Annotated in this window: 24 protein-coding genes; 9 read left to right on the top strand and 15 right to left on the bottom strand. The window is 36.0% G+C overall.

Annotated elements, in window-relative coordinates:
• The first annotated feature begins 209 nt into the window (after positions 1-209).
• The 5 genes from EDF66_RS22640 to EDF66_RS22625 all read left to right on the top strand — a co-directional run bounded on the left by EDF66_RS22640 (position 210) and on the right by EDF66_RS22625 (position 4301).
• Complete coding sequence (locus EDF66_RS22640) at positions 210-1241, top strand: helix-turn-helix domain-containing protein (RefSeq protein ID WP_132845295.1); 1032 nt, start codon at positions 210-212, stop codon at positions 1239-1241.
• 109 nt (positions 1242-1350) lie between these two features.
• On the top strand, positions 1351-1815 hold the full coding sequence (locus tag EDF66_RS22635) for a nuclear transport factor 2 family protein (RefSeq protein WP_132845293.1): 465 nt from the start codon (positions 1351-1353) through the stop codon (positions 1813-1815).
• A 13-nt stretch (positions 1816-1828) separates the two neighbouring features.
• Positions 1829-2995, top strand: a complete 1167-nt coding sequence (locus EDF66_RS26170) for a nuclear transport factor 2 family protein (RefSeq protein ID WP_165902505.1) — start codon at positions 1829-1831, stop codon at positions 2993-2995.
• 59 nt (positions 2996-3054) lie between these two features.
• Complete coding sequence (locus EDF66_RS26165; RefSeq protein WP_165902504.1) at positions 3055-3195, top strand: hypothetical protein; 141 nt, start codon at positions 3055-3057, stop codon at positions 3193-3195.
• 242 nt (positions 3196-3437) lie between these two features.
• A complete protein-coding gene (locus EDF66_RS22625) occupies positions 3438-4301 on the top strand; it encodes a flagellar motor protein MotB (RefSeq protein ID WP_132768623.1) in 864 nt (287 codons plus the stop codon).
• 270 nt (positions 4302-4571) lie between these two features.
• Here the strand turns inward: EDF66_RS22625 and EDF66_RS22620 are convergent, their stop codons facing one another.
• The 6 genes from EDF66_RS22620 to EDF66_RS22595 form a co-directional block, all read right to left on the bottom strand.
• Positions 4572-5543 carry a hypothetical protein gene (locus EDF66_RS22620; protein ID WP_132845291.1) on the bottom strand — a complete coding sequence of 324 codons (972 nt, stop codon included), beginning with the start codon at positions 5541-5543 and terminating at the stop codon, positions 4572-4574.
• A gap of 35 nt (positions 5544-5578) precedes the next feature.
• Positions 5579-6223, bottom strand: a complete 645-nt coding sequence (locus EDF66_RS22615; RefSeq protein ID WP_132845289.1) for a DUF4468 domain-containing protein — start codon at positions 6221-6223, stop codon at positions 5579-5581.
• A gap of 121 nt (positions 6224-6344) precedes the next feature.
• Entirely contained in the window at positions 6345-6947 is a 603-nt protein-coding gene (locus EDF66_RS22610) for a DUF4468 domain-containing protein (RefSeq protein WP_132845288.1), read from the bottom strand.
• Between the two features lie 139 nt (positions 6948-7086).
• Positions 7087-7623 carry a helix-turn-helix domain-containing protein gene (locus tag EDF66_RS22605; protein WP_132845286.1) on the bottom strand — a complete coding sequence of 179 codons (537 nt, stop codon included), beginning with the start codon at positions 7621-7623 and terminating at the stop codon, positions 7087-7089.
• Positions 7624-7873: 250 nt separating this feature from the next.
• Positions 7874-9568 (bottom strand): protein-disulfide reductase DsbD family protein, encoded by a 1695-nt coding sequence (locus tag EDF66_RS22600; protein WP_132845284.1) that lies wholly within the window; start codon positions 9566-9568, stop codon positions 7874-7876.
• 258 nt (positions 9569-9826) lie between these two features.
• Positions 9827-10462: an OmpW family outer membrane protein gene (locus EDF66_RS22595; RefSeq protein WP_132845282.1), complete on the bottom strand. Its 636-nt coding sequence runs from the start codon at positions 10460-10462 to the stop codon at positions 9827-9829.
• Between the two features lie 231 nt (positions 10463-10693).
• Here EDF66_RS22595 and EDF66_RS22590 point away from each other — a divergent pair, with 231 nt between their 5' ends.
• Together EDF66_RS22590 and EDF66_RS22585 are read left to right on the top strand one after the other, a co-directional pair.
• Complete coding sequence (locus EDF66_RS22590) at positions 10694-11311, top strand: hypothetical protein (protein ID WP_132845280.1); 618 nt, start codon at positions 10694-10696, stop codon at positions 11309-11311.
• A complete protein-coding gene (locus EDF66_RS22585) occupies positions 11308-12156 on the top strand; it encodes a hypothetical protein (RefSeq protein WP_132845278.1) in 849 nt (282 codons plus the stop codon). The genes EDF66_RS22590 and EDF66_RS22585 overlap by 4 nt, the downstream gene beginning before the upstream one ends.
• A gap of 56 nt (positions 12157-12212) precedes the next feature.
• Here EDF66_RS22585 and EDF66_RS22580 read toward each other — a convergent pair whose 3' ends face one another.
• From EDF66_RS22580 to EDF66_RS22550, 7 genes are all read right to left on the bottom strand, one after another.
• On the bottom strand, positions 12213-12863 hold the full coding sequence (locus EDF66_RS22580) for a transcriptional regulator (RefSeq protein ID WP_132845276.1): 651 nt from the start codon (positions 12861-12863) through the stop codon (positions 12213-12215).
• A 402-nt stretch (positions 12864-13265) separates the two neighbouring features.
• Positions 13266-13682, bottom strand: a complete 417-nt coding sequence (locus EDF66_RS22575) for a hypothetical protein (RefSeq protein ID WP_132845274.1) — start codon at positions 13680-13682, stop codon at positions 13266-13268.
• A 21-nt stretch (positions 13683-13703) separates the two neighbouring features.
• On the bottom strand, positions 13704-14267 hold the full coding sequence (locus tag EDF66_RS22570) for a hypothetical protein (protein WP_132845272.1): 564 nt from the start codon (positions 14265-14267) through the stop codon (positions 13704-13706).
• Between the two features lie 152 nt (positions 14268-14419).
• Positions 14420-15406, bottom strand: coding sequence for an AraC family transcriptional regulator (locus EDF66_RS22565; RefSeq protein ID WP_132845270.1), 987 nt, complete (start codon positions 15404-15406; stop codon positions 14420-14422).
• Positions 15407-15603: 197 nt separating this feature from the next.
• A complete protein-coding gene (locus EDF66_RS22560) occupies positions 15604-15915 on the bottom strand; it encodes a hypothetical protein (RefSeq protein WP_207898746.1) in 312 nt (103 codons plus the stop codon).
• Between the two features lie 13 nt (positions 15916-15928).
• The gene (locus EDF66_RS22555; RefSeq protein ID WP_132845267.1) at positions 15929-17218 is read right to left on the bottom strand and encodes a FecR domain-containing protein; all 1290 of its coding nucleotides are present in this window, start codon (positions 17216-17218) and stop codon (positions 15929-15931) included.
• Between the two features lie 44 nt (positions 17219-17262).
• The gene (locus EDF66_RS22550; RefSeq protein ID WP_259194805.1) at positions 17263-17730 is read right to left on the bottom strand and encodes a sigma-70 family RNA polymerase sigma factor; all 468 of its coding nucleotides are present in this window, start codon (positions 17728-17730) and stop codon (positions 17263-17265) included.
• Positions 17731-18316: 586 nt separating this feature from the next.
• Here EDF66_RS22550 and EDF66_RS22545 point away from each other — a divergent pair.
• Together EDF66_RS22545 and EDF66_RS22540 are read left to right on the top strand one after the other, a co-directional pair.
• The gene (locus tag EDF66_RS22545; protein WP_132845263.1) at positions 18317-18622 is read left to right on the top strand and encodes a hypothetical protein; all 306 of its coding nucleotides are present in this window, start codon (positions 18317-18319) and stop codon (positions 18620-18622) included.
• Positions 18623-18660: 38 nt separating this feature from the next.
• Positions 18661-18888, top strand: a complete 228-nt coding sequence (locus EDF66_RS22540) for a hypothetical protein (RefSeq protein ID WP_132845261.1) — start codon at positions 18661-18663, stop codon at positions 18886-18888.
• Positions 18889-18980: 92 nt separating this feature from the next.
• On the opposite strand, the gene EDF66_RS22535 is transcribed toward EDF66_RS22540, so the two are convergent.
• On the bottom strand, positions 18981-20228 hold the full coding sequence (locus EDF66_RS22535) for a TlpA family protein disulfide reductase (protein ID WP_132845260.1): 1248 nt from the start codon (positions 20226-20228) through the stop codon (positions 18981-18983).
• Positions 20229-20232: 4 nt separating this feature from the next.
• Positions 20233-21594, bottom strand: coding sequence for a RagB/SusD family nutrient uptake outer membrane protein (locus EDF66_RS22530; protein WP_132845258.1), 1362 nt, complete (start codon positions 21592-21594; stop codon positions 20233-20235).
• Between the last annotated feature and the right edge of the window lie 7 nt (positions 21595-21601).

The raw sequence follows: 21601 nt of genomic DNA, 5'->3' as shown, positions 1-21601 counted from the left end.
GCTTTTTGGTTATAATTGATACAATACCCATAAAATTGCTATTTAACTTAATAAAAACATGAACTCCTAAAAGGTGCATTCAAGTTTGGTATTATGCAAACCAAAAATTCTAGAAAGAATATAATTGTAACGAAAAAAACACGATTATTTATAAAAACTATCAGCTAAAATTTCACTATTTTAGCTGAAACATATTTTTAGTTCAATCCATGACAGAGCCTAATCAATTGCTTTTCTTTTTTAGTGCATTAGGTGCTTTCAACGGTTTGCTACTTTCTCTTTATGTTGCGATCAATACAAAGAAAAAGGTTTTTGCCAACTATTTTTTAGCTTTCTTGTTACTGGTGCTAAGTATCCGGATTATCAAATCCGTCTTTTTCTATTTTAATCCTGAATTATCCAATATTTTTATTCAGATCGGGCTTTCCGCTTGCATTTTGATCGGCCCGTTCCTGTTTTTGTATCTTAAATCTTTTTCCGGCAACAAAAATTCCAGTTGGGTCGTTCATATCCTGCCGTTTATCGTGGGCATTACAATTTTAGGAATTGCCTATCCCTATACCGAACATCGAGGTGTCTGGAGCCACTGGATTGTCCTGGGAATTTACCTGCAATGGCTGGTTTATATGATCGCATCATTTAAATACCTGATACCGATTTTAATGAAAATAAAGGCAAAAGAAAAATTAATGGATTTCGAGGTTTGGTTGCTCAGTATTTATACAGGTGTTGCCATTATTTGGTTTGCTTACAAATTTGGTGCTTACGCCTCTTATATTGTGGGGTCATTGTCCTTTTCTTTTGTTTTCTACTTAATTCTGTTACTTATCATTTTTAGAAATAGCCGGGAAACTACTTTTTTCCAGGAAAAAGAAAAATACAAAAACAAAGAAATTGATACCGAAACATTAGATCTCATGCATCAGAAACTCGCTATCATCGTTGATCAGGAATTGTTCCTGGACCCCAATTTCACCCTGGAGACCGCCGCAAAAGAACTAAAAGTGACAAAGCATCTATTGTCGCAGTACATCAATGAAACGTTGGGGAAATCATTTTCCAACCTCATCAAAGAGTACAGGATTGAAAAAGCAAAACAATTATTGGAAAAAGAGAGCAATTACACCATCGAAAGTCTAGGTTACGACAGTGGCTTTAGCTCGAAGTCAACTTTCTTCACCGCATTTAAAAAAATCACCGGTTCCACTCCTGCTGAATATCAAAAATCACAGTCCAAATAAGTTCTATTTTATAACATCGAACTTCTTATTTATAACCTAAAACCCCTTTCAATAGCCTTTCTCAGATATTTGAACTTATTAATTTTAACAATTTCAAATCATTAAAAAAATGAGAAAAGTACTATTATTTATTGGGCTAATTCTGTTGATGCTACAGGTTAACGCTCAAACTGATGATGCCAATAACGATTGGCATTCGGTTCAAAAAACCCTAAATCTCTACCTAGACGGAATAGGCACGAGCGATTCCATCAAGGTATCTAAATCTTTTCACGATTCTTGGCAATTGAAATATTTTGAGGATGACAATATAAATATCATCAAAAAACCAAAATATATGGAACGTTTTGACAGTGCTCCCCATGCAAAATCGGCTAAATGGTCAGGACGTATTGTTTTTATTGATATCACCAACACTGTTGCCGTCGCAAAAGTGGAAATCAGCACAACAAAATTGCTGTTTACCGATTACTTTAATCTCATGAAGACCAGTGACGGCTGGTATATTGTCGATAAAATTTCGACCAGAAGTCCGCACAGAACCTTAGAAACCCCAACTGCTCCAGCAAAATAAAAATCGATCTAACATGACAAAACTATTCATATTGCTACTTGCTATTGTAGGGTTGAATGTAAACATTCACGCGCATATAGATTTGAATGTCAGTATTCAAACACAACATAAAATCTTGTTTGTTACCTCAAATCAGGATTTTTACGGAAACACCAAGATCAGTACGTCCAACCATTTCGGTGAAATTATTCATCCCTACGATGTTTTTATAAAAGCGGGATTTCAAGTTGATTTCATCAGCCCAAAAGGTGGCGCAATCCCTATTGGTTACCTCAACACTTCCGATAGTCTCCAGAAGAAGTACCTGTATGATGCGTTGTTTATGGATAAATTGGAACATACATTGAAACCAAACGCAATAGTAGCAGATAATTACACCGCCATTTTTTACAGTGGTGGTGGCGCTGCCATGTTCGGAGTAGCGGAAGACCAGACCATTCAGCAGATCGCCAGAGACATCTACAATAAAAATGGTCTTATTTCCACACTCTGTCACGGAACAGCCGGAATAGCCTATTTAAAGGACCATAACGGCAAATCGCTGTATGCAGGGAAAAGAATTACCGGCTACCCCGACAAATTTGAAGATACCGAGATGGACTATTACAAAGCATTCCCGTTTTCAATAGACCAGGCCATTCAAAAAAATGAGGGCAATTTTGTTTATTCCGACAATGCAGGCGATGGCTTTTATATAGTCGATGGCAGATTTGTAACAGGTCAAGATCCAAGTTCAGCGACGTTAGTGGCCAATGAAGTGGTGAAAATTTTAAACAAAACTATAAAAAGCACCACTCCTGTCTTTCAAACCGATTCAGAGCAAGTAACAACAACACTTCTGCATTATATAGAAGGAACGGCAAACGGACAACCAGAAAGGCTTCGCAAAGCCTTTCATCCCAATTTTAATCTATACACCGTAGCAAAAGATTCGCTGTGGACACGCTCTGGTCAAGAATACATCTCGAATATAAAAGTTGGAGAAAAAGTAAATAGAATCGGGAAAATTATCTCCATTGACATTGAAAAGGATGCCGCCATTGCCAAAGCTGAAATTGTAATTCCCGATGTGCGCAGGTTTACCGATTATTTTTTACTCCTAAAATATGAGGGTACCTGGAAAATAGTTCATAAAAGCTATTCGTGGATAGATTTCCCCCCTACGGAAGCAAGTAAATGATCTGATCTATTTTCTGGCTCTATTACTTTCAACTGGATCAGCACTTTATCATGACTTTTATGGCAACAGAATTAAATAATGATCGCAGGTCACTACGCTGCAATATAAAAAAACAGCACTTCCATACGGAGGTGCTGCTCTTATTAATGATGCATTACGAGTCTTTTTTTACGATGAATTATCCAGCAATCATCACTTAATTTTCGATTGCCGGAAAGAAGCTCAGCACACTTTTTCTATAAACTTTTGTTTGCTAAAATAAGAAACGATTTTCTTCGTTTATGATTGTATCTATGAAATAACATCAGCTTGTGAGCCAATAAGGCATCAATTTTGTGTTATACTATTGGTCTGGCTAGAGACGTAATAAAAAAAGGTAATCGACTATTTTTATTATATCTCCGAGATGCCTGTCAAGCAGTAATTTTTAATTTTAAAAACTATGAAATATCCGTTAATTATTTGCGCTCTCCTAGCGCTGGCAACTTTAGGATCAAGTTGTACCAGTAATAAAAAATTTGCCGCACTACAAGCAAGTTACACCCAGTTACAACAAAGTAATCAGGACCTGAGTAGCCGATTACAGGCATCTGAAAGTGATTTAAACGGTTCAAAAATCAGAATTAAGAGTTTGGATGAGCAGATTGCTTCCGAAAAAGCAAATGTTGCCGCTTTACAGACAGCATTAAACAATTGTCTAAATTCCAGCACGCAGGGAAATGCTAATGTTTCGAAACTTGTCGATGAAATCAATTCTTCTAACAAATACATTCAGCAGTTGGTCAATAGCAAAAACAAAAGTGATTCCCTTAATTTAGTGTTGACCAATAACCTGACCCGCTCCCTAAGCAGAGAAGAAATCAGAGATGTTGATATTCAGGTATTAAAAGGAGTCGTCTATATATCTCTAGCTGATAATATGCTGTACAAATCGGGAAGCTATGAGATCTCAGATAAAGCAGGTGAAACATTAGCGAAGATTGCTAAGATTATCACCGATTATAACAGTTACGATGTACTGATTGAAGGTAACACCGATAATGTGCCTATCAGCATGCCTAATATCCGCAACAACTGGGATTTAAGTACGTTAAGAGCTTCATCCGTAGTGATGGCTTTGCAGAACAATTATGGAGTAGATCCAAAACGTTTAACCGCAGCGGGACGTGGCGAATATAACACCATCGCTCCTAACGATAACGAAGCTGGAAAAGCAAGAAACAGAAGAACACAGATCATCATTACCCCTAAGTTAGATCAGTTTATGGAACTTATCGGTAAAGCACCGGAAACAAGTCTGGACTAGATAATTGATGGTTTACAGCTGCAACATTTGTTATTCGAATGTCAGCGAGATCCAAAAAGAAAAAGCTAATCTTTCGATTAGCTTTTTCTTGTTTAAAGACCTTGAATACCTATTTAACGGATCGGTTATCGACGGTAGTACTGTAATAATCAATTTTATTGCTTTACCAAGAGCATATCCTGCAACAATTGGTTATTTTATTGCCATCTGTCAAGGATCTCAAAGTCAAGGGCTAAGTACTGCATTACATAACCACTAATAACCAACTTATTACGTATTATTATTTTTTAGGATATATTCCTTACTTTTTTCTTTAAACCAATTATTTAGCTTTTCAATTCTACTTTTATTGAAGTCCATAAACCTATAGTCAAGTGATGTCAAAGTATCCATTGCTGTTAAAAAATAAAATTGCTCTGCTTTTAGTTTCGTGTTAATTTCTTTTAGTAATAACTCTTCTAACATGGGCAAGGTTTGCAGAATTTCGGGATTTTCCCAAACTTTCATACAATCAAATTCTAATTTTTTCAACTTTGTGAGTTTAGCTAAGCTTGGTAAGGTCTTTACTCTTGTAGCACCAAGTCTTAAAGACTGTAAGTTTTGAAAGTCTGCCAAAAAATCAACATTTTCTAACATTTTTATCGAAGTAATGCTCAGGTTGATCAGGGTCTCCTTATTAAATTGGTTAAAATCACTTGACGTCATGCAATTATCAATACTCAAATGCCTAATATTGTTCAAAGTTTTGAAAAAACTAAACGAATTAATTGTAGTAGATAAATGTAGATTAGTCAATTTATTACAACTTGACAAAGGCTCTAAATCCATAAATTTTCCTGTCAAACTAATATTGGTCAGGTGATTTAATTTTTCAATAAAGGAAAGATCAAGCTTTTTTTTAGGTTCAAGTCGTAAACTTGTCAGTTGCACCATTTCTGCAACTTCTTGTAAAGAAGTATTATTAAAACCATTGAAATAAAGCTTTTTGACATTACCCATTTTTGTCAATAATGACAATTCTTCATTTGTTATGATGCGATTGTCAGCAACACTCCAAACATGAAGAATTAAATCTGGTCTTACCTGAAAAACGATGTCATTTAGTTCTTTTAATACTGATAATTCTTCCGCTCCAAAAGCAAATGTTACAGAAGCATTAGGTCGCAATATTTGAATTGCATCATTCATTTTAACGTTTGTCCAAGGAACTCCGTTCATGGAATGAATCCATTTTTCTGCCATAACTTATCCTAACTAAAATCTATTTTAAACACTTATTACCAATTGTTGATCGTATTCGATTTATCAATAATCTGTTTTACGATTGCATTAAGATGAGTATTCAATCCATTGGTGGCATCCTCTAATAGCAATTTGCCATTTTGGTCATAAATCGCCACTCGATCCTTCTTGCCTTTAACAAGATTTAGCGTCGTCCAGCCACTATTACCATAGCCTCTTCCAGCTCTGAAAGTTCCTTCGTACCATCTTTTAAGTTCAAAAGTAGGACTGTTGACCCGAATCTTGCCATCTTTAAAAAGAAAGGACAAGGTATACGACAGGTCATATTTATAATTCGTTTTTCCAAAACCACCACTGCTATGTTTTACAGGTATGGCTTTTTCTTCATATGCTGTCAAGGTAATACTTTCACCCTCTAAGACACTGAGGCCTTTTTGAGGATTGCTGTACAGCGAATTTATGGCATTGAGTACATTCTTGTACAAGTCCGCCTGTTTTACGTTAGGCACATCTACGACCGCAAAATCGTTATTGTCGTTAGATACAAAACCGTTGGCTGTTAATTTAAAATATTGCGCAAAACTCAGCTGTGTAACCAGCAGAAGTATCACCATACCTAGCATTTTCTTCATATTCATCATTTTGAAAATTTTCAATTCTACCTTTGTTGCTGGATTCATGATTTAAATCATGCATGATCCAATTTGGATCAACAAAAATATAATTATTTGTCAAATGGCAAAAAATAAGTTTTTAGAGATACGTGATTTTCAGAAGGCCACGGCTTTATTTCAAAGTAAATTACCAGTTATTTATCGTTCCGGACTTATCAATAATTTGCTTTAGAAGCGTATTAAAATGATTGTTTAAACCATCGTAGGCATCTTCAAATCTTACTTTTCCATTATCTTCAAAAAGATATAATTTCGATTTTCCGACTTTTATCAGGTTTAGCGTAACCCATTCATCCCCACTCCAGCCACTTGCCCCTTTGTAAGAACCTTCAACATATCGTCTCGCTTCAAAAGCAGGACTGTTGATCCGAATCTTGCCATCTTTAAAAAGAAAAGTCAGTGTATACGATAAATCATATTTACGAAGGGTTTTTCCGAGACCATTAGAAAGTTTTATGGGTAGAACTTCCTCCTCATACGCTGCTATACTAATACTTTCACCCTCAACAACACTAAGCCCTTTCTGTGGATTTCTGTATATGCTATTAATCGCATTGAGGACATTTTTATACAGATCCGTTTGTTTTACATTCGGGACTTCCACCACCGTATAATCACTGTTGTCGCTGGATACAAAACCCTTAGGCGTTAGTTTAAAATATTGAGCAAAACTCATCTGGGTGACCAGTAAAAGGATGACAATACCTAGCATTTTTTTCATATTCATCATAATTAATATTTTCAATTCAACCTATGTGCCAGATTAATGACTTTAAAAATAAAAATCCAATTTGGATCAACAAAAATATAATTATTTGTCAAATGGCAAAAAATAAGTTTTAGACGTGAGTGATGTATACTGAACGTCATCAATCTACGGGAGACTGTTTGAGGAAGTTAATATTTAAAGGGTATCTATACGCCTGCTTATTTGTCACTTTTATGGTGTTTACAATAATCATCACCTGGCTAAACACAGCTAAGACTATCGATATCGGGTGGATAGAAAGAAGCAGACAAGGTAAGATATAAAGGTTCATACTCAGCTGAAAGTTAATGACATCTGTAGCATGTCTTCTAATTCCTTTAACTTGATCACGTTTTAAGATCCAAATGATGATCGGCGGTATAATGAACAGCAGTAAGCCACTTAAATGCAATAGCGGTAACCATTTATCTGTGCTTTTTTCGTCAGACATCTCTAAGTCACCTTCACTATTAACAAGTACATGGTATTCCACTTCCAATGCTGACGCTATAGCTTGCAGTGTATAGGCACGTGGGTCTACGTCTCCGCTCTCAATGCGCTGTATTGTCCTCACGCTAATATCTGTCTTTGCCGCCAGTTCCTCCTGTGTGATACCCTTTTTTAACCTTAAGTCTCTTATCAATTGTCCTGTTTTCATGGCGGTATTTTTATTTCAAATTAAGTAAGAAGGTTTTGGTACCACAACTACAAATACACGACATTTACACGACAATATGCTAAAAATAATTATTTTTTAACACTACACCCCAGTAAGTTACGATTTTTTTTCTAGCAGTCTAATTCCTATTTTCATCATTTCGTTTAGCTAAATGATTGTTAATTTGATGCCTATAATTACAGATTTGATGTTCAGCTAAAGATTGAACGCAGTACTTTTAAAAACTATACTATTTTTTAATTTTATATTGATCAATTCCACTCTGTAAAAAAGCTTTGTATTCAGCAATATTTCTATTGGCACCTGACTGCGGGACTAATACTTTGCCAGATGGATCTACAATTACATATAAAGGCTGCGAATTGCTGTTGAAAGCCGAAGCTTGAAAATCACTATTTTTATTACCAATTGTTTTAATTTTCTTGCCACTATATTTAGAGACAAATTGCTCACTTGCTGGAAGATCGGTCTTATCATCAACAAACAACTCCGCCATTACAAAACCTTCTTTCAATAATTTTGCAACTCCGGGGTCGGTCCAAACATTTGCTTCCATTTCACGGCAATTGACACAACCCCAACCTGTAAAATCAATTAGGACAGGTTTGTTCAATTCTTTAGCAGTTTCTAAAGCTTGGTCGTAGTCATAGTAAGGATCAAATCCTTTGGGAGTACCACGTTCATGGAATATCTCTGCATATTTTTTCACTTTACCGTCCGAATGCGTTGGCGTACTTGCTATTCCGACAGATAGATCAAAATCCTGAGTTGCTGATGGTGGTAAAAATGCGGATATGGATTTCAAAGGAGCCCCCCATAGTCCTGGTATCATGTACATCACAAAAGCAAAGACTGTTATCGCTAAAAATGTACGTGGTACGGATAAGAATTTGAGCTCACTATCATGAGAAAACTTAATTTTACCAATCAGGTAGAGACCCATTAAACCGAAAATAACGATCCATAAGGAAAGGAATACTTCACGATCAAACCAATTCCAATGGTAGGCAAGATCAACATTTGATAGGAATTTTAATGCTAAGGCTAACTCCAGAAATCCGAGGACTACTTTTACACTATTTAACCAGCCTCCTGATTTTGGAAGGGATTTTAATAATGAAGGAAACATTGCGAATAATGCAAAAGGAATTGCTAAAGAAATAGAAAAACCAAGCATACCGATTGCTGGCCCTAAGCGCTCGCCTTTGGATGCTGCTTCCACCAACAACGTACCTATAATAGGTCCTGTACAGGAAAAGGAAACTAAAGAAAGGCTAAATGCCATGAAAAATAGACCTACCAAACCACCTTTGTCCGATTTGGCATCCATTTTATTGACAAATGAACTTGGTAGCGTGATTTCAAATGCACCAAAAAATGACGCTGCAAAAACGACTAGTAGTAGGAAGAATAAAAAGTTAAAGATACCATTTGTAGAAAGCGCATTAAGTGCATCAGAACCAAAGAATATGGTAATGATCATGCCCAGTGCAACATAGATGATGATGATAAATAATCCATATAATAAAGCTTTTTTTACTCCGCTTGCTCTTGATCCAGACTGTTTTGTAAAAAAACTGACGGTCAAGGGAAGCATCGGAAAGATACAAGGCATCAATAATGCTATAAAACCTCCGGCTAAACCTGCTAAGAATATACCCCAAAGTGATTTTTTCTCTTCGGGAACTTGATCAACTGCGGTCTGTATTACTGTTTTAGCCGTATCTTGACTCAGAGTATCAGGACTTTCTGAAAAGGACAACCCTTCAGTTGATGATTCAATAGCCATTGAAGTGTCATCTGAAGTCTGAAATTGAAGACCCTCAGTACTGATTGTACTATCTTGTTCGAATGCAAAACTTGTTAAAGTGATGAAAAGCGTGAAGAAAACCGTTACAAGTAGAATAAATGTAATTTTAAACATATCTGTCTTTATTATTATTTACGAAAGTAAATCGTTGCTGGTCCTTAATTTATAGATTACTTTTTTGTTTACACAACTATAAACGATTTACAACAAATATTGTCCCTTATTAATCAACATTTTCCAAAGACATCTTCTCCTTCTAAGACTAAATAAGTGACTAACTAAATCAGGTATATCCTGCTGGATCTGGTATATATCCTAAACAAAAAAGCGCAAAGGAAAATTCCTTTGCGCTTTCGTCCCATATTAATTGGTCTATAACTTGAAAGTCAAACCAAATTTAGCAGTACTAAAAAAGTTGTCAAACACATTTATGTTTGAATTAAATTCTGTATTAGATTTGGCACCGTCTACATCCAATTTATATGAATTGAATGACAAAACATCCGCAAAAGCGAAGCTAACTGCAATTCTTTCTGTCAAAAAGTAGTTGGCACCTATACCTGCATTGATTCCAAAACCTTTAGTTTTGATATCATCAACTGTATTAGTACCATCATTCATTTCACCTCCTATTTGATTATAACCAGCACCTAGTTCAGCATAAGTTTTAAAACGTGAACCAACTTCAAGGAAGTAATAACGACCAAAGGCACCGATTCCAAAAGAATTTGTCTTATCGACCATCTCTACATCATTTGCCATTTTAGTGATTTTCTCGTTACCAATCCCCAACTGCATACCAACAGCAATCTTGTCCGTTACAAAATAGCCAAATTTTGGACTGAAATTAAAAAGAGATGTTTTTTCGTCAGCTCCTTTGTCATTTTTGTTAGAAGACTGAAAAAATCCTTCAATGATAAAATCAGTTTTTTTGTAACCAAATTCTTGTGCTTGTGAAGCTACGGTTAGACCCATCAGAGCCACAAATGTTAATAAAATTTTCTTCATTTTATAATAATTTTAGATTAGTAAAGACGGTCCAGCAGTTAAATTGTCCCGTCCAAAAAGAGTAGTTGAAAATTTTTGAATATTTTATCAAAAAATATATTTTACGCCAAAAAACATTCACCACAAAGAGAATTTAATTTTGTTAATCTATTTTACAATCACTACATTTATAAAGAAAACCAAATATGATATAAGCAAAAATAGAGCTTTTAACTTTATAAGTTTAATGAAATGAAGATACCCGCTATCAATATTCGATATATCCTTATACTTTTTCTAGGAGCCATCGTATTCCAATCCTGTACAAAAACAACTCCCGAAGAACCAAAAGTAATACCTGAGCCAGAACCTGAGAAAGGTCCAGACCCGATCAAGGATCAGACATATGTTTACAGCACGGAGAGCCAATTGGAATTTGGCCTATATCAAAATAATGCGTTAATATCTTCATTTGGATCGACTGATCAAGATAAGAACTTCAAGAACCGTCCAAAATATTTCAGACCTCAGGCTATGACCCTCAAAAAGGATTCACTGTTCATTACTAAAGCTGGTGGCTATAAGGAGTCGTATAAAATAAAATGGGAAATAGAAGAGTTGTTTATTTATCAGGATCAAGACAAGGATTGGAAACATTTTGCTACCAAGAACGATAAAAATGAAATCTCATTGAATATTGCACTCTATAACAGCCAATTAAAAAGCGAGAATTCCAATGCCCTCCGCTCGGGTCAGCTTTACAACCCATCGTCGATAAATGAAATATTGAGTGATAAAAGTAGAGCCGCTATGAAAACGATCTGGTTAAAGATCAAGGTTATTTATGTACCCGAAAATATAAAGTCATGAAAGTAAAAATACTCATCATATTATTGCACCTATTTTGTTTAAACGTCATAGCACAAGAAGTCGAGGATGACAGAGACAGGATTTTCACCAATAAAAATATTGAGAAACTATACCTGGGTGCAATAATGAAGATCAGTTCGCTCAATGCCGATAATTATGAATTTGTCGAAGCTGCAAACCTCCCGCCTGTAGACTATTTACAAACAACAGATGTCACGCTCATAGTTCCGAGCAAATCTGCGATGATCAACTTTATAATGAAAGATTTTGATGAGGATGTATTACCAGTAATAGTAAGCGAATCGTCACCCCATACCCGAAAAGTAACATCTTATGACAAATTAGGGGCATTTTTTGGTCAAAAGATAAATCCAGAAATAATGCTTGCCGTCAACCCAAAAGCTAAAAATTCCAAACCGATTTATGCTGCAAAATTCACCAATCTTATCTATAGTTTAGATTGTATGCCTGATTATGCCAAAGCAAGAGCACATGTTGCTATGAAAGGTCGTGACCCACAGGACTATATGTATGTTGATGGAATCTCCTTTGGTAGGGCTGCATCAATTTTTATTGAGTCTGATGCGGACTATGAAACGATAAAAACATTGATAGAAAAAAAATATTATAAAAGAGCAGTAACCGAGCAGGACGAGGCAATCTTGGCAAATTCAACCATTCATTTCCAAATTTCGGATACAAAACAAGTAGACCTTCAGGACGGAGACCCCTTTGAAATCATTCGTCATTATATGACTACTCCTATTACAAAAGAGGATTTCCTAAGACCAATCTGGTTTACTGGAGTTGATTTAAAAGATGGCTATATGGTCTATACTCCGTAGAAATATTTGAACAGGATCACATTTCATTGATTATAGCTTGGCACAAAGTATAAAACCTAATTACGCATTGGATATGATGGCGCAGGATAATCCCTGTCGACATGCATTTTATTGATCAAAATATCGTTGATCCGTTCACGCATGCGCTTATCATCGACCGAAATTTTTAGAATTTTGTTGCTATAATAGGTATCGCTTTTAAATTCGCTTTCAATTTTATTGGCAAATGTGGGGGCCAGCGATTTATATGCAAATGAAAGCTCAGTTTCGTTTTCTGCTATTTTTTTTACGGTCAGTGTCCAGATAAACCCGTATTCAAAGAATAAAAAGCTTTTTTTTATCGGCACAAATTGCGTTTTTTTGCCTTTTAACTTGTAATTATAGAGCATATAAATACTTGGTTTAGAAACGTCTTTCGCTGCTGCTGCGACCAGCTTATTATACTCTTTTTCGTTGTCAACAAGAATTTCAGTACTTAAACCCTTCTCCTGGATTTCAAAGGTCGCCGTAGTATCTGTATGCGCCAGGGCTTTAACCTCCATATCCTGATCAATATACCAGCCATCCATATCTGGGATAGCATCTTTTACACGTTCAAAACTTGCCTTTAATTTGATTGGAAGCAACTTACTGGTCACCGTTTGCGCATGCAGAGCATCCACTGCAGCGATAAAAAGAAGCATTATACAAAGATATTTTCTCATCATGATTATATTCATTTAGCAAAATGAAGAACTCCCGTAAATTACAAGTTTTATCGGTAGCATTCTATAACCAATTAATATTTGAGGGGCATCGTTTACAATTCGTAAGGTATTTGTGTTCATTCGTACAGTTTGATATGGTATACACCACCCTCCAGACTACTTGTTGTACAACTTAGCGTCTTCTTAAGACCAATCTGGTTTACTGTATGTGATTTAAAGGATAGCTTTATGTTATATACTCCGTAGGAATATTTGAAGAGTATAATGAACATTCACTTCATAAATTATTGACACAAAAGAAGGATTTATTTAATCAACTACTTATTTTTTAAAAAAGCCGTTTACATAATTGCAAACGGCTTTTTTTTGATTTGACAACGATACGAGTAGTTTATTAAACTGCTATAACCCTAGTGAATCTCTGATCTGCTTATTAGATTCTTTTAAGATAGAATCCATATTAGTAATATTACTTTCTTTGATAAATTTATTATTATTGACCAGATCTTTTTGGATTAATTCATAATATTCAACAGGAATTCCTTTAGCTACAAACTCTTTTTCACTTAAGTTAAACACCATCTTATTATCTTTTACGGCAAGATTTTCATAAGTAACAGTCGCAAGCTTTTTTAATAATGCTTGCTGTTCCGGCGTTCGTAAACTATCCGGTATCTGTTGTACATAATGATAACCTGGTTTAAAATAAGGCTCATCCTTCTTAATTTCCGTTACTTTTTTATTTTCTACTGTTTTATTACTATTCTGACATGAGAATAATATTAAAATTATAAATGGAATAAAAACAAGCTTTTTCATCCTTCTAAGATAACGTTTTTTTTATGTAGTTGCCTTCCAATTTGCTTTACCTCCATTAGAATCAGTAGTTTGAAAGGTAATACTAACTGAGATATTTGAAGCATCAAGACCTACATCTATTGAAGTCCATGAAATTGGATTACCAACTGCTGACTTTGACTTCCATCCTCCTAAGGCTTTAGTTCTACAGGTATATACTGGTGTAAGCGCACCTCCTCCCTTACATTGAAAATTAACATTAGTAGCGGCGTAAGGCGCAAAAAATGCATCTCCAACCTGCTCTTGTCCATTACTGGAAAGCTGCCCACTCGGCATAGTTTGTTTTAAAACTTCTTCACTAACACTTTGAGGATCGATTAAAACCAGCTCATGATTTTCTTCGTTTTTTATTACTTTAATTCGTTCATTGGTTTTCCTTATTTCTTCCGTAACATAATCAAAATCCTTTTTTGAAATCCCCATCTCTAAAGCCTTTTCTAAGGTTAAATCAAGGGAATATGAATCATTCTTTAAATTTAGTAAATGATAGATCGCAGTACTTACATCATCTGTTTTAATTTCATTTTTACTCATGATAGTCTTCATTTAATTTTTTTATGAATTTTATTGTTTAGCTTAAGATCCTAGGTCTATACTTAAACAAAGTTAAATGGAATATCTTGCAGAGAAGTAATGGTTTTTGTGAATTGGATGTATCAAATTTCTCTAAATAACACAGATAGCATACTACCTGTAGATTATTCCGCATCAATTTTTCTATACGAATTTGGTGACATTCCAAAATATTTATGAAACATTTCATAAAAATTAGGCAGGTTGATATACCCTACGCGAAGTGCTATATCTCCAATAGAAAGATTAGTGGTTTTTAGCAAACGGACTACTTCTGTCATCCTTAACTGTCTTATATATTTATGAATTGACTTTCCGAATAACAGGCCTGAATACTCCCGAACCTTCCATTTGGAGACTTTAAGATACATAGCAACATTATCAATACTAAGATCAGAATCAGAATAGTGTTTTTGAATATACTCAAACATTAGATTGGCAATATCAACCGAAAGTTGACCTTTGAGAAAATTCTCCCTCTCTAATTCTTGGTCATAAAATGTTAAAAGCTCAACTAGTCTTTGCGTAAGATTCGAACGATGTCTAAATGGCTCGACACTTATTACCCTCATAGATTTCCATATTTCCGTTATTGGTTGAGTAAGCCGACACATAGGAAGAATCACCTCGTTTTGGATATTTTCTCGCACACCAGCAACTAGTTCTCTAAGTTGTGGATATGCACGTTCAGTAGTTATGAACCAGTCACGATTTAAAGATATTACCATCATAGCATGCTTTCCTGGATTTGATTCAAGAATAAAATCGGTAGTTGGATTATAGCACATATAAAAGACTCCACCCGTAGCATACGACACTAATGTATCATTCCGCTGAAATTTAACAAATCCTGCTATCATGATAACGACAAAAACTGTCGGTGCTTCTACAGAAAAATGTATGAAACTATTCCTTTTGGATTCAAATTCTATAAGCCGCAAATTATTCCCCAGAAAAAACATTTGTTGCATACTGAAAACGTAATCGCTATGGGTTGCGACATCCCAAGGTAATCCATTAATCGAATAGTTGCAAAAAGCAGGGCATTCTGTGATCCCTTCCAATTGTTTCACGATCTTTCCATCATGATGGAAAGTTACTGAATTAGGCATTTGTTTCTTTTCCTCTTTTAGTTTATATAATCAGCTTTCAAAATCTATAATATAACCAAATTCAATGAGCTTAAAAAATTAATTTTAATCAAATCCCCTTGTTCCCTTACCAACTTTAAAATTAACATATTTTTAGAAAAAGTTAATGGTCAATTATAATAACACATACTATTCGTTCCTAAAGACGTTAAACATAACTATCCGAAATATTTCCGATGATACTTTTCTTTTTTCAGTTGGTAATCATATGGATGCTCCTTCGTGATGTGATATCCCTCACAAAATTCACAGTGGTATACATATCGCGGAGTTGCAGTTTTCGCACCGAAACCTTTATTTCGGTGCTTCCGCCGCACAGGTTTTTCTAGCCATTTCCGAATCCGCCATTTAAGCCAATGAATAAAGAAGGTCGCTTCTGCCACACCGTTGAATCTTACTTTCCCAGTTGCTCGGCATTTGCGCCTCTCGATCACTTCGTTGATCTCGATACTGTAAAACACACTGTCCACAAACTTTTTATAACTACTCATGATATTTCCTCCTTTCAGTCATTGCGATCTTATTCTTTTTATCTTCTGGGCAGAAACTGAGCATTCCTCTTTCTTCGTATAAAAGCACACCAGCATCGCGTATAGTACTGTATACCTCTTGCTTATCGCTTCGATAATGTACAGATGCTGTGACTAATTTATTCTTGGGCACACAATCCCACCGCTTGATTGTAAATCCTTCCCAACGGCTCATTTCTTCAACGAAAGCACGCAATGGTATATTTTTATAAATGCGCACTTTACGGGTCCACATTTTAGCGATCTCAAAATCCATATTCTCCATACGGAATAGCGTATCTTTAGGCACATTGGATTTAGCAGATTTTGTTGCCACCAGTACCCCAAGATCACCGGGACAATACATCGTCTTACTTTTCTTAAGGCTGTACGCGTATAGATCCAACTTCCCATTATTGAGTACGATTTTGGTCGATTCTTTTACCGCTTTAATCACAAAATCACTCGCCGTTGCCGTCACTTTACCCTTCACAGTACCGACAATAAATGTTTTCTCACTGGTCACTACATAAGCCTCACCTATCAAATCAATATAAGATGTGTCCCTTTTCTGTATCGGGTAGCGCACCCAGGTCTGTGCATTCATCCTGATACGTGTACCATCTTCAGTCTCCAGGACACATTGTTGTCTCGCCTCCGTGTGGATCTCTAGATTTGCGATCGTTGGCGCTTCATGATTCCCTGCCCTTCTTTCAATTTTCAACACACCCTCTTTTGTCCTGCTGATCAATAAATCCCCTATCTGCTTGATTCTGCCGACATGATCGGGGTAAACTTTAATCCAGGTCGACTTACCGACAAGAAGCATACAGGAGGACTCCTCAGAAGGAATATCTCCATCATTAGCAAAGTGCAGACTGTTGTTTCCAGCAGGAAGGACATACGTAACCTCCTGCCTTAAGGCAAAATATATTAGCGTAGCGAGTCCAAAAAATAAGAGGGCTGCAACGGCAACAGCCAAGTAAATTTTTTCTTCCTTTTGTACTTTAACCACTTTTTCCTTTTCGGCTTTTAAGGCTTTCGCTTTTTCGATGATCGCATCAACATCCGGTTGCCAATCCTGCAGAATACCTTTGGGCAATTGTCCGCCCAGTTCCCGCAACACCTCTATAACCATAAGCTCATATTCATCTTCAGTATACCTTATCTTCTCACGCTCCAACAACTTCTCTTCCTCCACAGTTAACTGTTCCAATAACTGCTTTTTGATTAACTCTTTTATATTTATATCTGTGTGTCCCATTGTGTATAGTTCTAATGCATGAATAACTCAATTAACTGTTGCGCTCACCGTTTTAGCAACTTCCGGATCTTCTTTTTTGCAGAACTCAGCAAGTTCCTGATTCGTTGAGCCTTGAGGTTATGGACTTTTTCCAGCTCCTTATTATCCATTCCGTCCACTTTAGAGGCTATAAAAATCTCTTCTTCCCGTGGTGTAAGCTGTTTTGCGTGCTGCAGCAGTTCATCGAGCGTCTCTTTATAGACCAGAGCCGTATCGGCCTGTTCAGAACTGCGTAGGTTTTCATGATCTTCAATCGGTTCTTTTAGTCGTATTCTTTCGGACCGAAGCGTACTAAGTGCTGTATTTCGGGCAATGACCATTATCCATGCAAAAGGGTCTTCCAATTTCCCTATTTTTTTATGATCCGTCCATATCGCGATCAGGGTAAGTTGATAAACATCTTTTACCAATTCATCATCATTCTGGATGCAACGGCTTATCTGCTTCACCAGCTCAGGGCCATGCAGCTCCATGATAAGCCGGAGTCCCAGATCCGGATCATCAATTAATATTCTAAATGCTTCATTTACCATATCTTAGGTTTTATGTCCATTCCTCTACTATCCCAATGAAAAAAAGTGAAATTATACCGCTGATAATCAATTAATTAAAAATTAAATGAAAATACAGGCGGTATATTTCCCATAGTTGGGATAGTTATATATACACGAAATGAAATTTATAAATGGTAATATAAAGATACAACACAATTATTAAATAAACAAATACAAATAACTGATTAATAAATAGTTGCAATAATTTAGCGACATGAAATTGAACTGCAATAACTGAAGGAATTAAATTCAAAAGGTTCATTAAAGCTAGAAAATGATTCAGTTAATACAAGGGACTACAATTAACTAAAAAGTTTCCTTTTATCAAATGATGAATTCTGCATAGTCAAGAAATGAATTCTACCTAACACACGATATAATGTTAGCTATACCTTTGAGATATGATATTAATACAATACAGGGAATGCAAACAAGTATAACTAATCGGCTCCAAAAGAGCTGGCGCATTTAAAATGTAAATAAGAAAAAACTAAAATAAACGATCATGCAAGAGCAGGCAAATAGAAAAGGACAATTTGGAAAACCACCGCACAGAAAACGGTTAGCAGGTGTAAGCTATGCAACCACAGCGATATGCTGCAGAATGGTTGACCGAATTGGGAACCGCCACCATTCTTTGAAAGGAAGCTGTTGTTGCGCCGGTCCGGTCAGAGATGCACATGGACGCAGATTTACGACCTTCCCCATTGGGCAGGGTAAGAAGAAAACAAAACAGTGTGGCCGAATGAAACAATGTCCCGACGCCATAATTACTGTAGGCACACTTACGGGTGAGCCGGGGCCAATATAAATCACAAAATATGATAAAGTATAAGATTGTAGCATATTATGGCATGGTTCTCATTACAACCAAGCGGTAATCCTATACAGCCTTCAGACTATACATTATTGACTAACCCTCCAACGGGTTGTAGCGGTACAAATCAAATCTGTGCAGTGCAAGCAACTACAGGTCCAGGTAATACTCCTGTGCTTTCTGCAGCATTGAAAGATGAAATGATCGAAGCCCTACATAACAGGACGGCATCAACTAATGTAGAGTTAAAGAATGCTTAGGATTAGCACGCTAGCAAATGCCTAGGAACTGGGTTCCGAAGCGAAATATAAAGATTTAGAACGGGGTAACCATTGGCTACCCCGTAACTGTTTTATATGATCTCTTCAAAAAGCAACACCTCTAAGGGTCGCTTTTCCGCTATAATTACTAGATCATAAGCTTTCAATTGTTGATTCAATTTCTCTAAACTCGAGTAATCATCAATCTGAATATTCATCTTTCCATCTACTTCATCCACCACAGGAGGATAATTACCCTGATAATCAATCATAAAAGCGAGTACACCAGTACCTTCTACACCTCCATCACTTTTCAATGGTGAAACAGCTTTTTTCTCTCCTTTTAGCTTCTTAATAACTAGACAAGGTAATTCTTTCTTAGTCCAGTATACTTTCAAACCAAAGAATGCATTGAGGTCATCAAGTATGATCTGAGCCTGCGCCGCTTCCGATCTTTTAATTTTATCAGAGCGTTCATAGCAAATTCCATTTTTCACCAACCATTCATTGACTCCCTCCGCACCTTTGAAATATTTAAACCTGCTGGAATCTTGAACATTCCAAAAAATACGCTCATCCTTCAATATAAAGCTAGGTTTTTTGATTTTACTCAAAGCGCCAGTGTAAGCACCTAGTATATCCATATTGTAAAAGTTCGTTTTTTGAAGATTCGAAATAGAATCGTATTTTATTTGAATACCTATTGTTTCAACCCCATCTTTATATTTAGAAATATCTACAGATCCGATTATTTCATCTTGAATCAACAAATTTGCATCTTGTAATCCATCATTAAAGTCAGACTTCAAAGGCAACTTAATGAAACCATTTTTATAAAGCTTCTCAACATTTTCATTTTTCACAAAATCAGAGTGAGTTACAGCCTGCACCTTATTGTGGTAAAGCCATGCCGTATGTGGCACACCTTTATGCGGGAAATAATTACGTAAAAGATCCGCCGAATATATCGTTGGTAAACTGACTTTATTTTCCTTCAAGAAACTATTCGTTTGAAAGAATTTCTCAATTGTCTTTTGATCCTGCCAAGTCACCAAAATCACTTGCAGCTTATCTCCCAATTCGTTTTGGAGCTTCTGTAATTTCGGCATAGCCGAAATACAATTGGTGCAAAAAGTATCAAAAAAATCCAGGATCACCACTTTATCCCGAAACGAATTAATATCGATATTACTCTTTTTATAATTAAGAACGGGCTGAACTGGCATATTAGGCATGACCTGTCCTATTTTCAGTTCTTGACTACGGTCGATTTGTTTTTGTGCCCAGACTATTGGGCACAAAAAAATCATGATTGCTATTATTATCAGTTTCTTATTCATTAGATTATCTTTTATTTTGGGACATACCAGATTCTGAAATCACTAACTCTGGTATCAAGTGTGCATATTTTAAACTATTAGGTTCTAAGCGATATTCCTTTCCATCGATAACACGTACCAATGTCTTTTTAAATCGATCATCTTGATTCAAACGCTTCAGATCAGACCAGCGCTGACCGCGAAATATCAACTCTTTTCGACGCTCTTCAAGAACAATACGAAGCAATTTATCTGGATCAGTCTCTGTTATCGGGATGAAATGATTAGCATCGATCCGATTTTTCAACAGCATATTAATATCAGACAAAGCCTGGTTGACTTTACCAGTACGGACAGCTGATTCCGCCCGGATCAAATAGACCTCGCAGGTTGTCAGGCCAACAAAAGGCTGTGCATCCGAATTATCATAAGAACCCTTAAACCCATAAGTACCCAGATCGGAATCATTAGGCTGAAAGAACAGTTTTTTTCTGTAATCATGGAGGCCATATTCTAGATATAGATTTGAATCCACACGAGCAATATATTGAGACAATATTGGTGTATACAGACCAGTAGCAGGAAAAAGTACTTCTTTATTAAAACGTGCCATAGGAAAACTGGCAGATGCATTAAGCTCTTTATAATTCAACAGCTCATGTTGCAATTGCAAACAAGAATCTCCGTATAAATAAGCTTTGGCGTAATCCTGTATTTCCAAGTATACACGGGCTAAGCCCGCATAGGCAGTAGCTTTATGAGGCCTACCCTTCAATACTTCCGACTTAGGAAGATGTGCTATGGCAGCTTTATAGTCGGAAATGATCTGATCATAACTTTCCTTTAAAGTTGCACGGACCGATTTATAGTCCATTTCAGGTTTCAATCGCAGTGGAATACCCATTTCTTGAGCAGCAGTACTTTCCCGGTATGGCATTGTAAAAGTGGTAGCTACTTGATGAAAGGCAAAAGCTCTAAAAAAATGAGCTGCACCTAATACGTTACTGTACTTTTGAGGATACTGATTTGGATCCAGTTTACGGACAACATCCAAGATCTGATTACTGAGATATACTGTCTTGTAAGGATTTTGCCATTGCGAATTTAAATTAATCATATCAGTTGACCAGATGTAAGTCTGCTGTTCTTCAAATTCTGACAATGAAAACCAATCTGATGTTCTTAAAAAATAATTATCGTTAGCAATCTCACCCAATGTAGGATAACCAGTATTCATAGTTGAATAATCGTTTAACAGTAATTCACAATGCTCTAATGACTTAGGAACAGCCATTTTCTGGTCGGGTTTGAGATCTAAAAATTTAGAACAAGAACTCAAGGAAAGCAGTGCCACAATAATTAACATATTTATTATTCTTCTCATCATCTTACAA

Source organism: Sphingobacterium sp. JUb20, from assembly GCF_004342035.1.
Classification (GTDB): domain Bacteria; phylum Bacteroidota; class Bacteroidia; order Sphingobacteriales; family Sphingobacteriaceae; genus Sphingobacterium; species Sphingobacterium anhuiense.
Note: the sequence above shows the minus strand (reverse complement) of the source record. Positions and strands in the feature narration are given on the sequence as shown.

Bases quoted from the DNA above. Each gene is read 5' to 3' on its own strand.
- EDF66_RS26170 (WP_165902505.1), top strand. From the start codon at position 1,829: ATGACAAAACTATTCATATTGCTACTTGCTATTGTAGGGTTGAATGTA.
- EDF66_RS22605 (WP_132845286.1), bottom strand. From the start codon at position 7,623: ATGAAAACAGGACAATTGATAAGAGACTTAAGGTTAAAAAAGGGTATC.
- EDF66_RS22640 (WP_132845295.1), top strand. From the start codon at position 210: ATGACAGAGCCTAATCAATTGCTTTTCTTTTTTAGTGCATTAGGTGCT.
- EDF66_RS22620 (WP_132845291.1), bottom strand. From the start codon at position 5,543: ATGGCAGAAAAATGGATTCATTCCATGAACGGAGTTCCTTGGACAAAC.
- EDF66_RS22550 (WP_259194805.1), bottom strand. From the start codon at position 17,730: ATGGAGCTGCATGGCCCTGAGCTGGTGAAGCAGATAAGCCGTTGCATC.
- EDF66_RS22545 (WP_132845263.1), top strand. From the start codon at position 18,317: ATGCAAGAGCAGGCAAATAGAAAAGGACAATTTGGAAAACCACCGCAC.
- EDF66_RS22540 (WP_132845261.1), top strand. From the start codon at position 18,661: ATGGCATGGTTCTCATTACAACCAAGCGGTAATCCTATACAGCCTTCA.
- EDF66_RS22580 (WP_132845276.1), bottom strand. From the start codon at position 12,863: ATGATGAGAAAATATCTTTGTATAATGCTTCTTTTTATCGCTGCAGTG.
- EDF66_RS22595 (WP_132845282.1), bottom strand. From the start codon at position 10,462: ATGAAGAAAATTTTATTAACATTTGTGGCTCTGATGGGTCTAACCGTA.
- EDF66_RS22555 (WP_132845267.1), bottom strand. From the start codon at position 17,218: ATGGGACACACAGATATAAATATAAAAGAGTTAATCAAAAAGCAGTTA.
- EDF66_RS22530 (WP_132845258.1), bottom strand. From the start codon at position 21,594: ATGATGAGAAGAATAATAAATATGTTAATTATTGTGGCACTGCTTTCC.
- EDF66_RS22585 (WP_132845278.1), top strand. From the start codon at position 11,308: ATGAAAGTAAAAATACTCATCATATTATTGCACCTATTTTGTTTAAAC.
- EDF66_RS22535 (WP_132845260.1), bottom strand. From the start codon at position 20,228: ATGAATAAGAAACTGATAATAATAGCAATCATGATTTTTTTGTGCCCA.
- EDF66_RS22570 (WP_132845272.1), bottom strand. From the start codon at position 14,267: ATGAAGACTATCATGAGTAAAAATGAAATTAAAACAGATGATGTAAGT.
- EDF66_RS22625 (WP_132768623.1), top strand. From the start codon at position 3,438: ATGAAATATCCGTTAATTATTTGCGCTCTCCTAGCGCTGGCAACTTTA.
- EDF66_RS22575 (WP_132845274.1), bottom strand. From the start codon at position 13,682: ATGAAAAAGCTTGTTTTTATTCCATTTATAATTTTAATATTATTCTCA.
- EDF66_RS26165 (WP_165902504.1), top strand. From the start codon at position 3,055: ATGGCAACAGAATTAAATAATGATCGCAGGTCACTACGCTGCAATATA.
- EDF66_RS22590 (WP_132845280.1), top strand. From the start codon at position 10,694: ATGAAGATACCCGCTATCAATATTCGATATATCCTTATACTTTTTCTA.
- EDF66_RS22600 (WP_132845284.1), bottom strand. From the start codon at position 9,568: ATGTTTAAAATTACATTTATTCTACTTGTAACGGTTTTCTTCACGCTT.
- EDF66_RS22565 (WP_132845270.1), bottom strand. From the start codon at position 15,406: ATGCCTAATTCAGTAACTTTCCATCATGATGGAAAGATCGTGAAACAA.
- EDF66_RS22635 (WP_132845293.1), top strand. From the start codon at position 1,351: ATGAGAAAAGTACTATTATTTATTGGGCTAATTCTGTTGATGCTACAG.
- EDF66_RS22615 (WP_132845289.1), bottom strand. From the start codon at position 6,223: ATGAATCCAGCAACAAAGGTAGAATTGAAAATTTTCAAAATGATGAAT.
- EDF66_RS22610 (WP_132845288.1), bottom strand. From the start codon at position 6,947: ATGATGAATATGAAAAAAATGCTAGGTATTGTCATCCTTTTACTGGTC.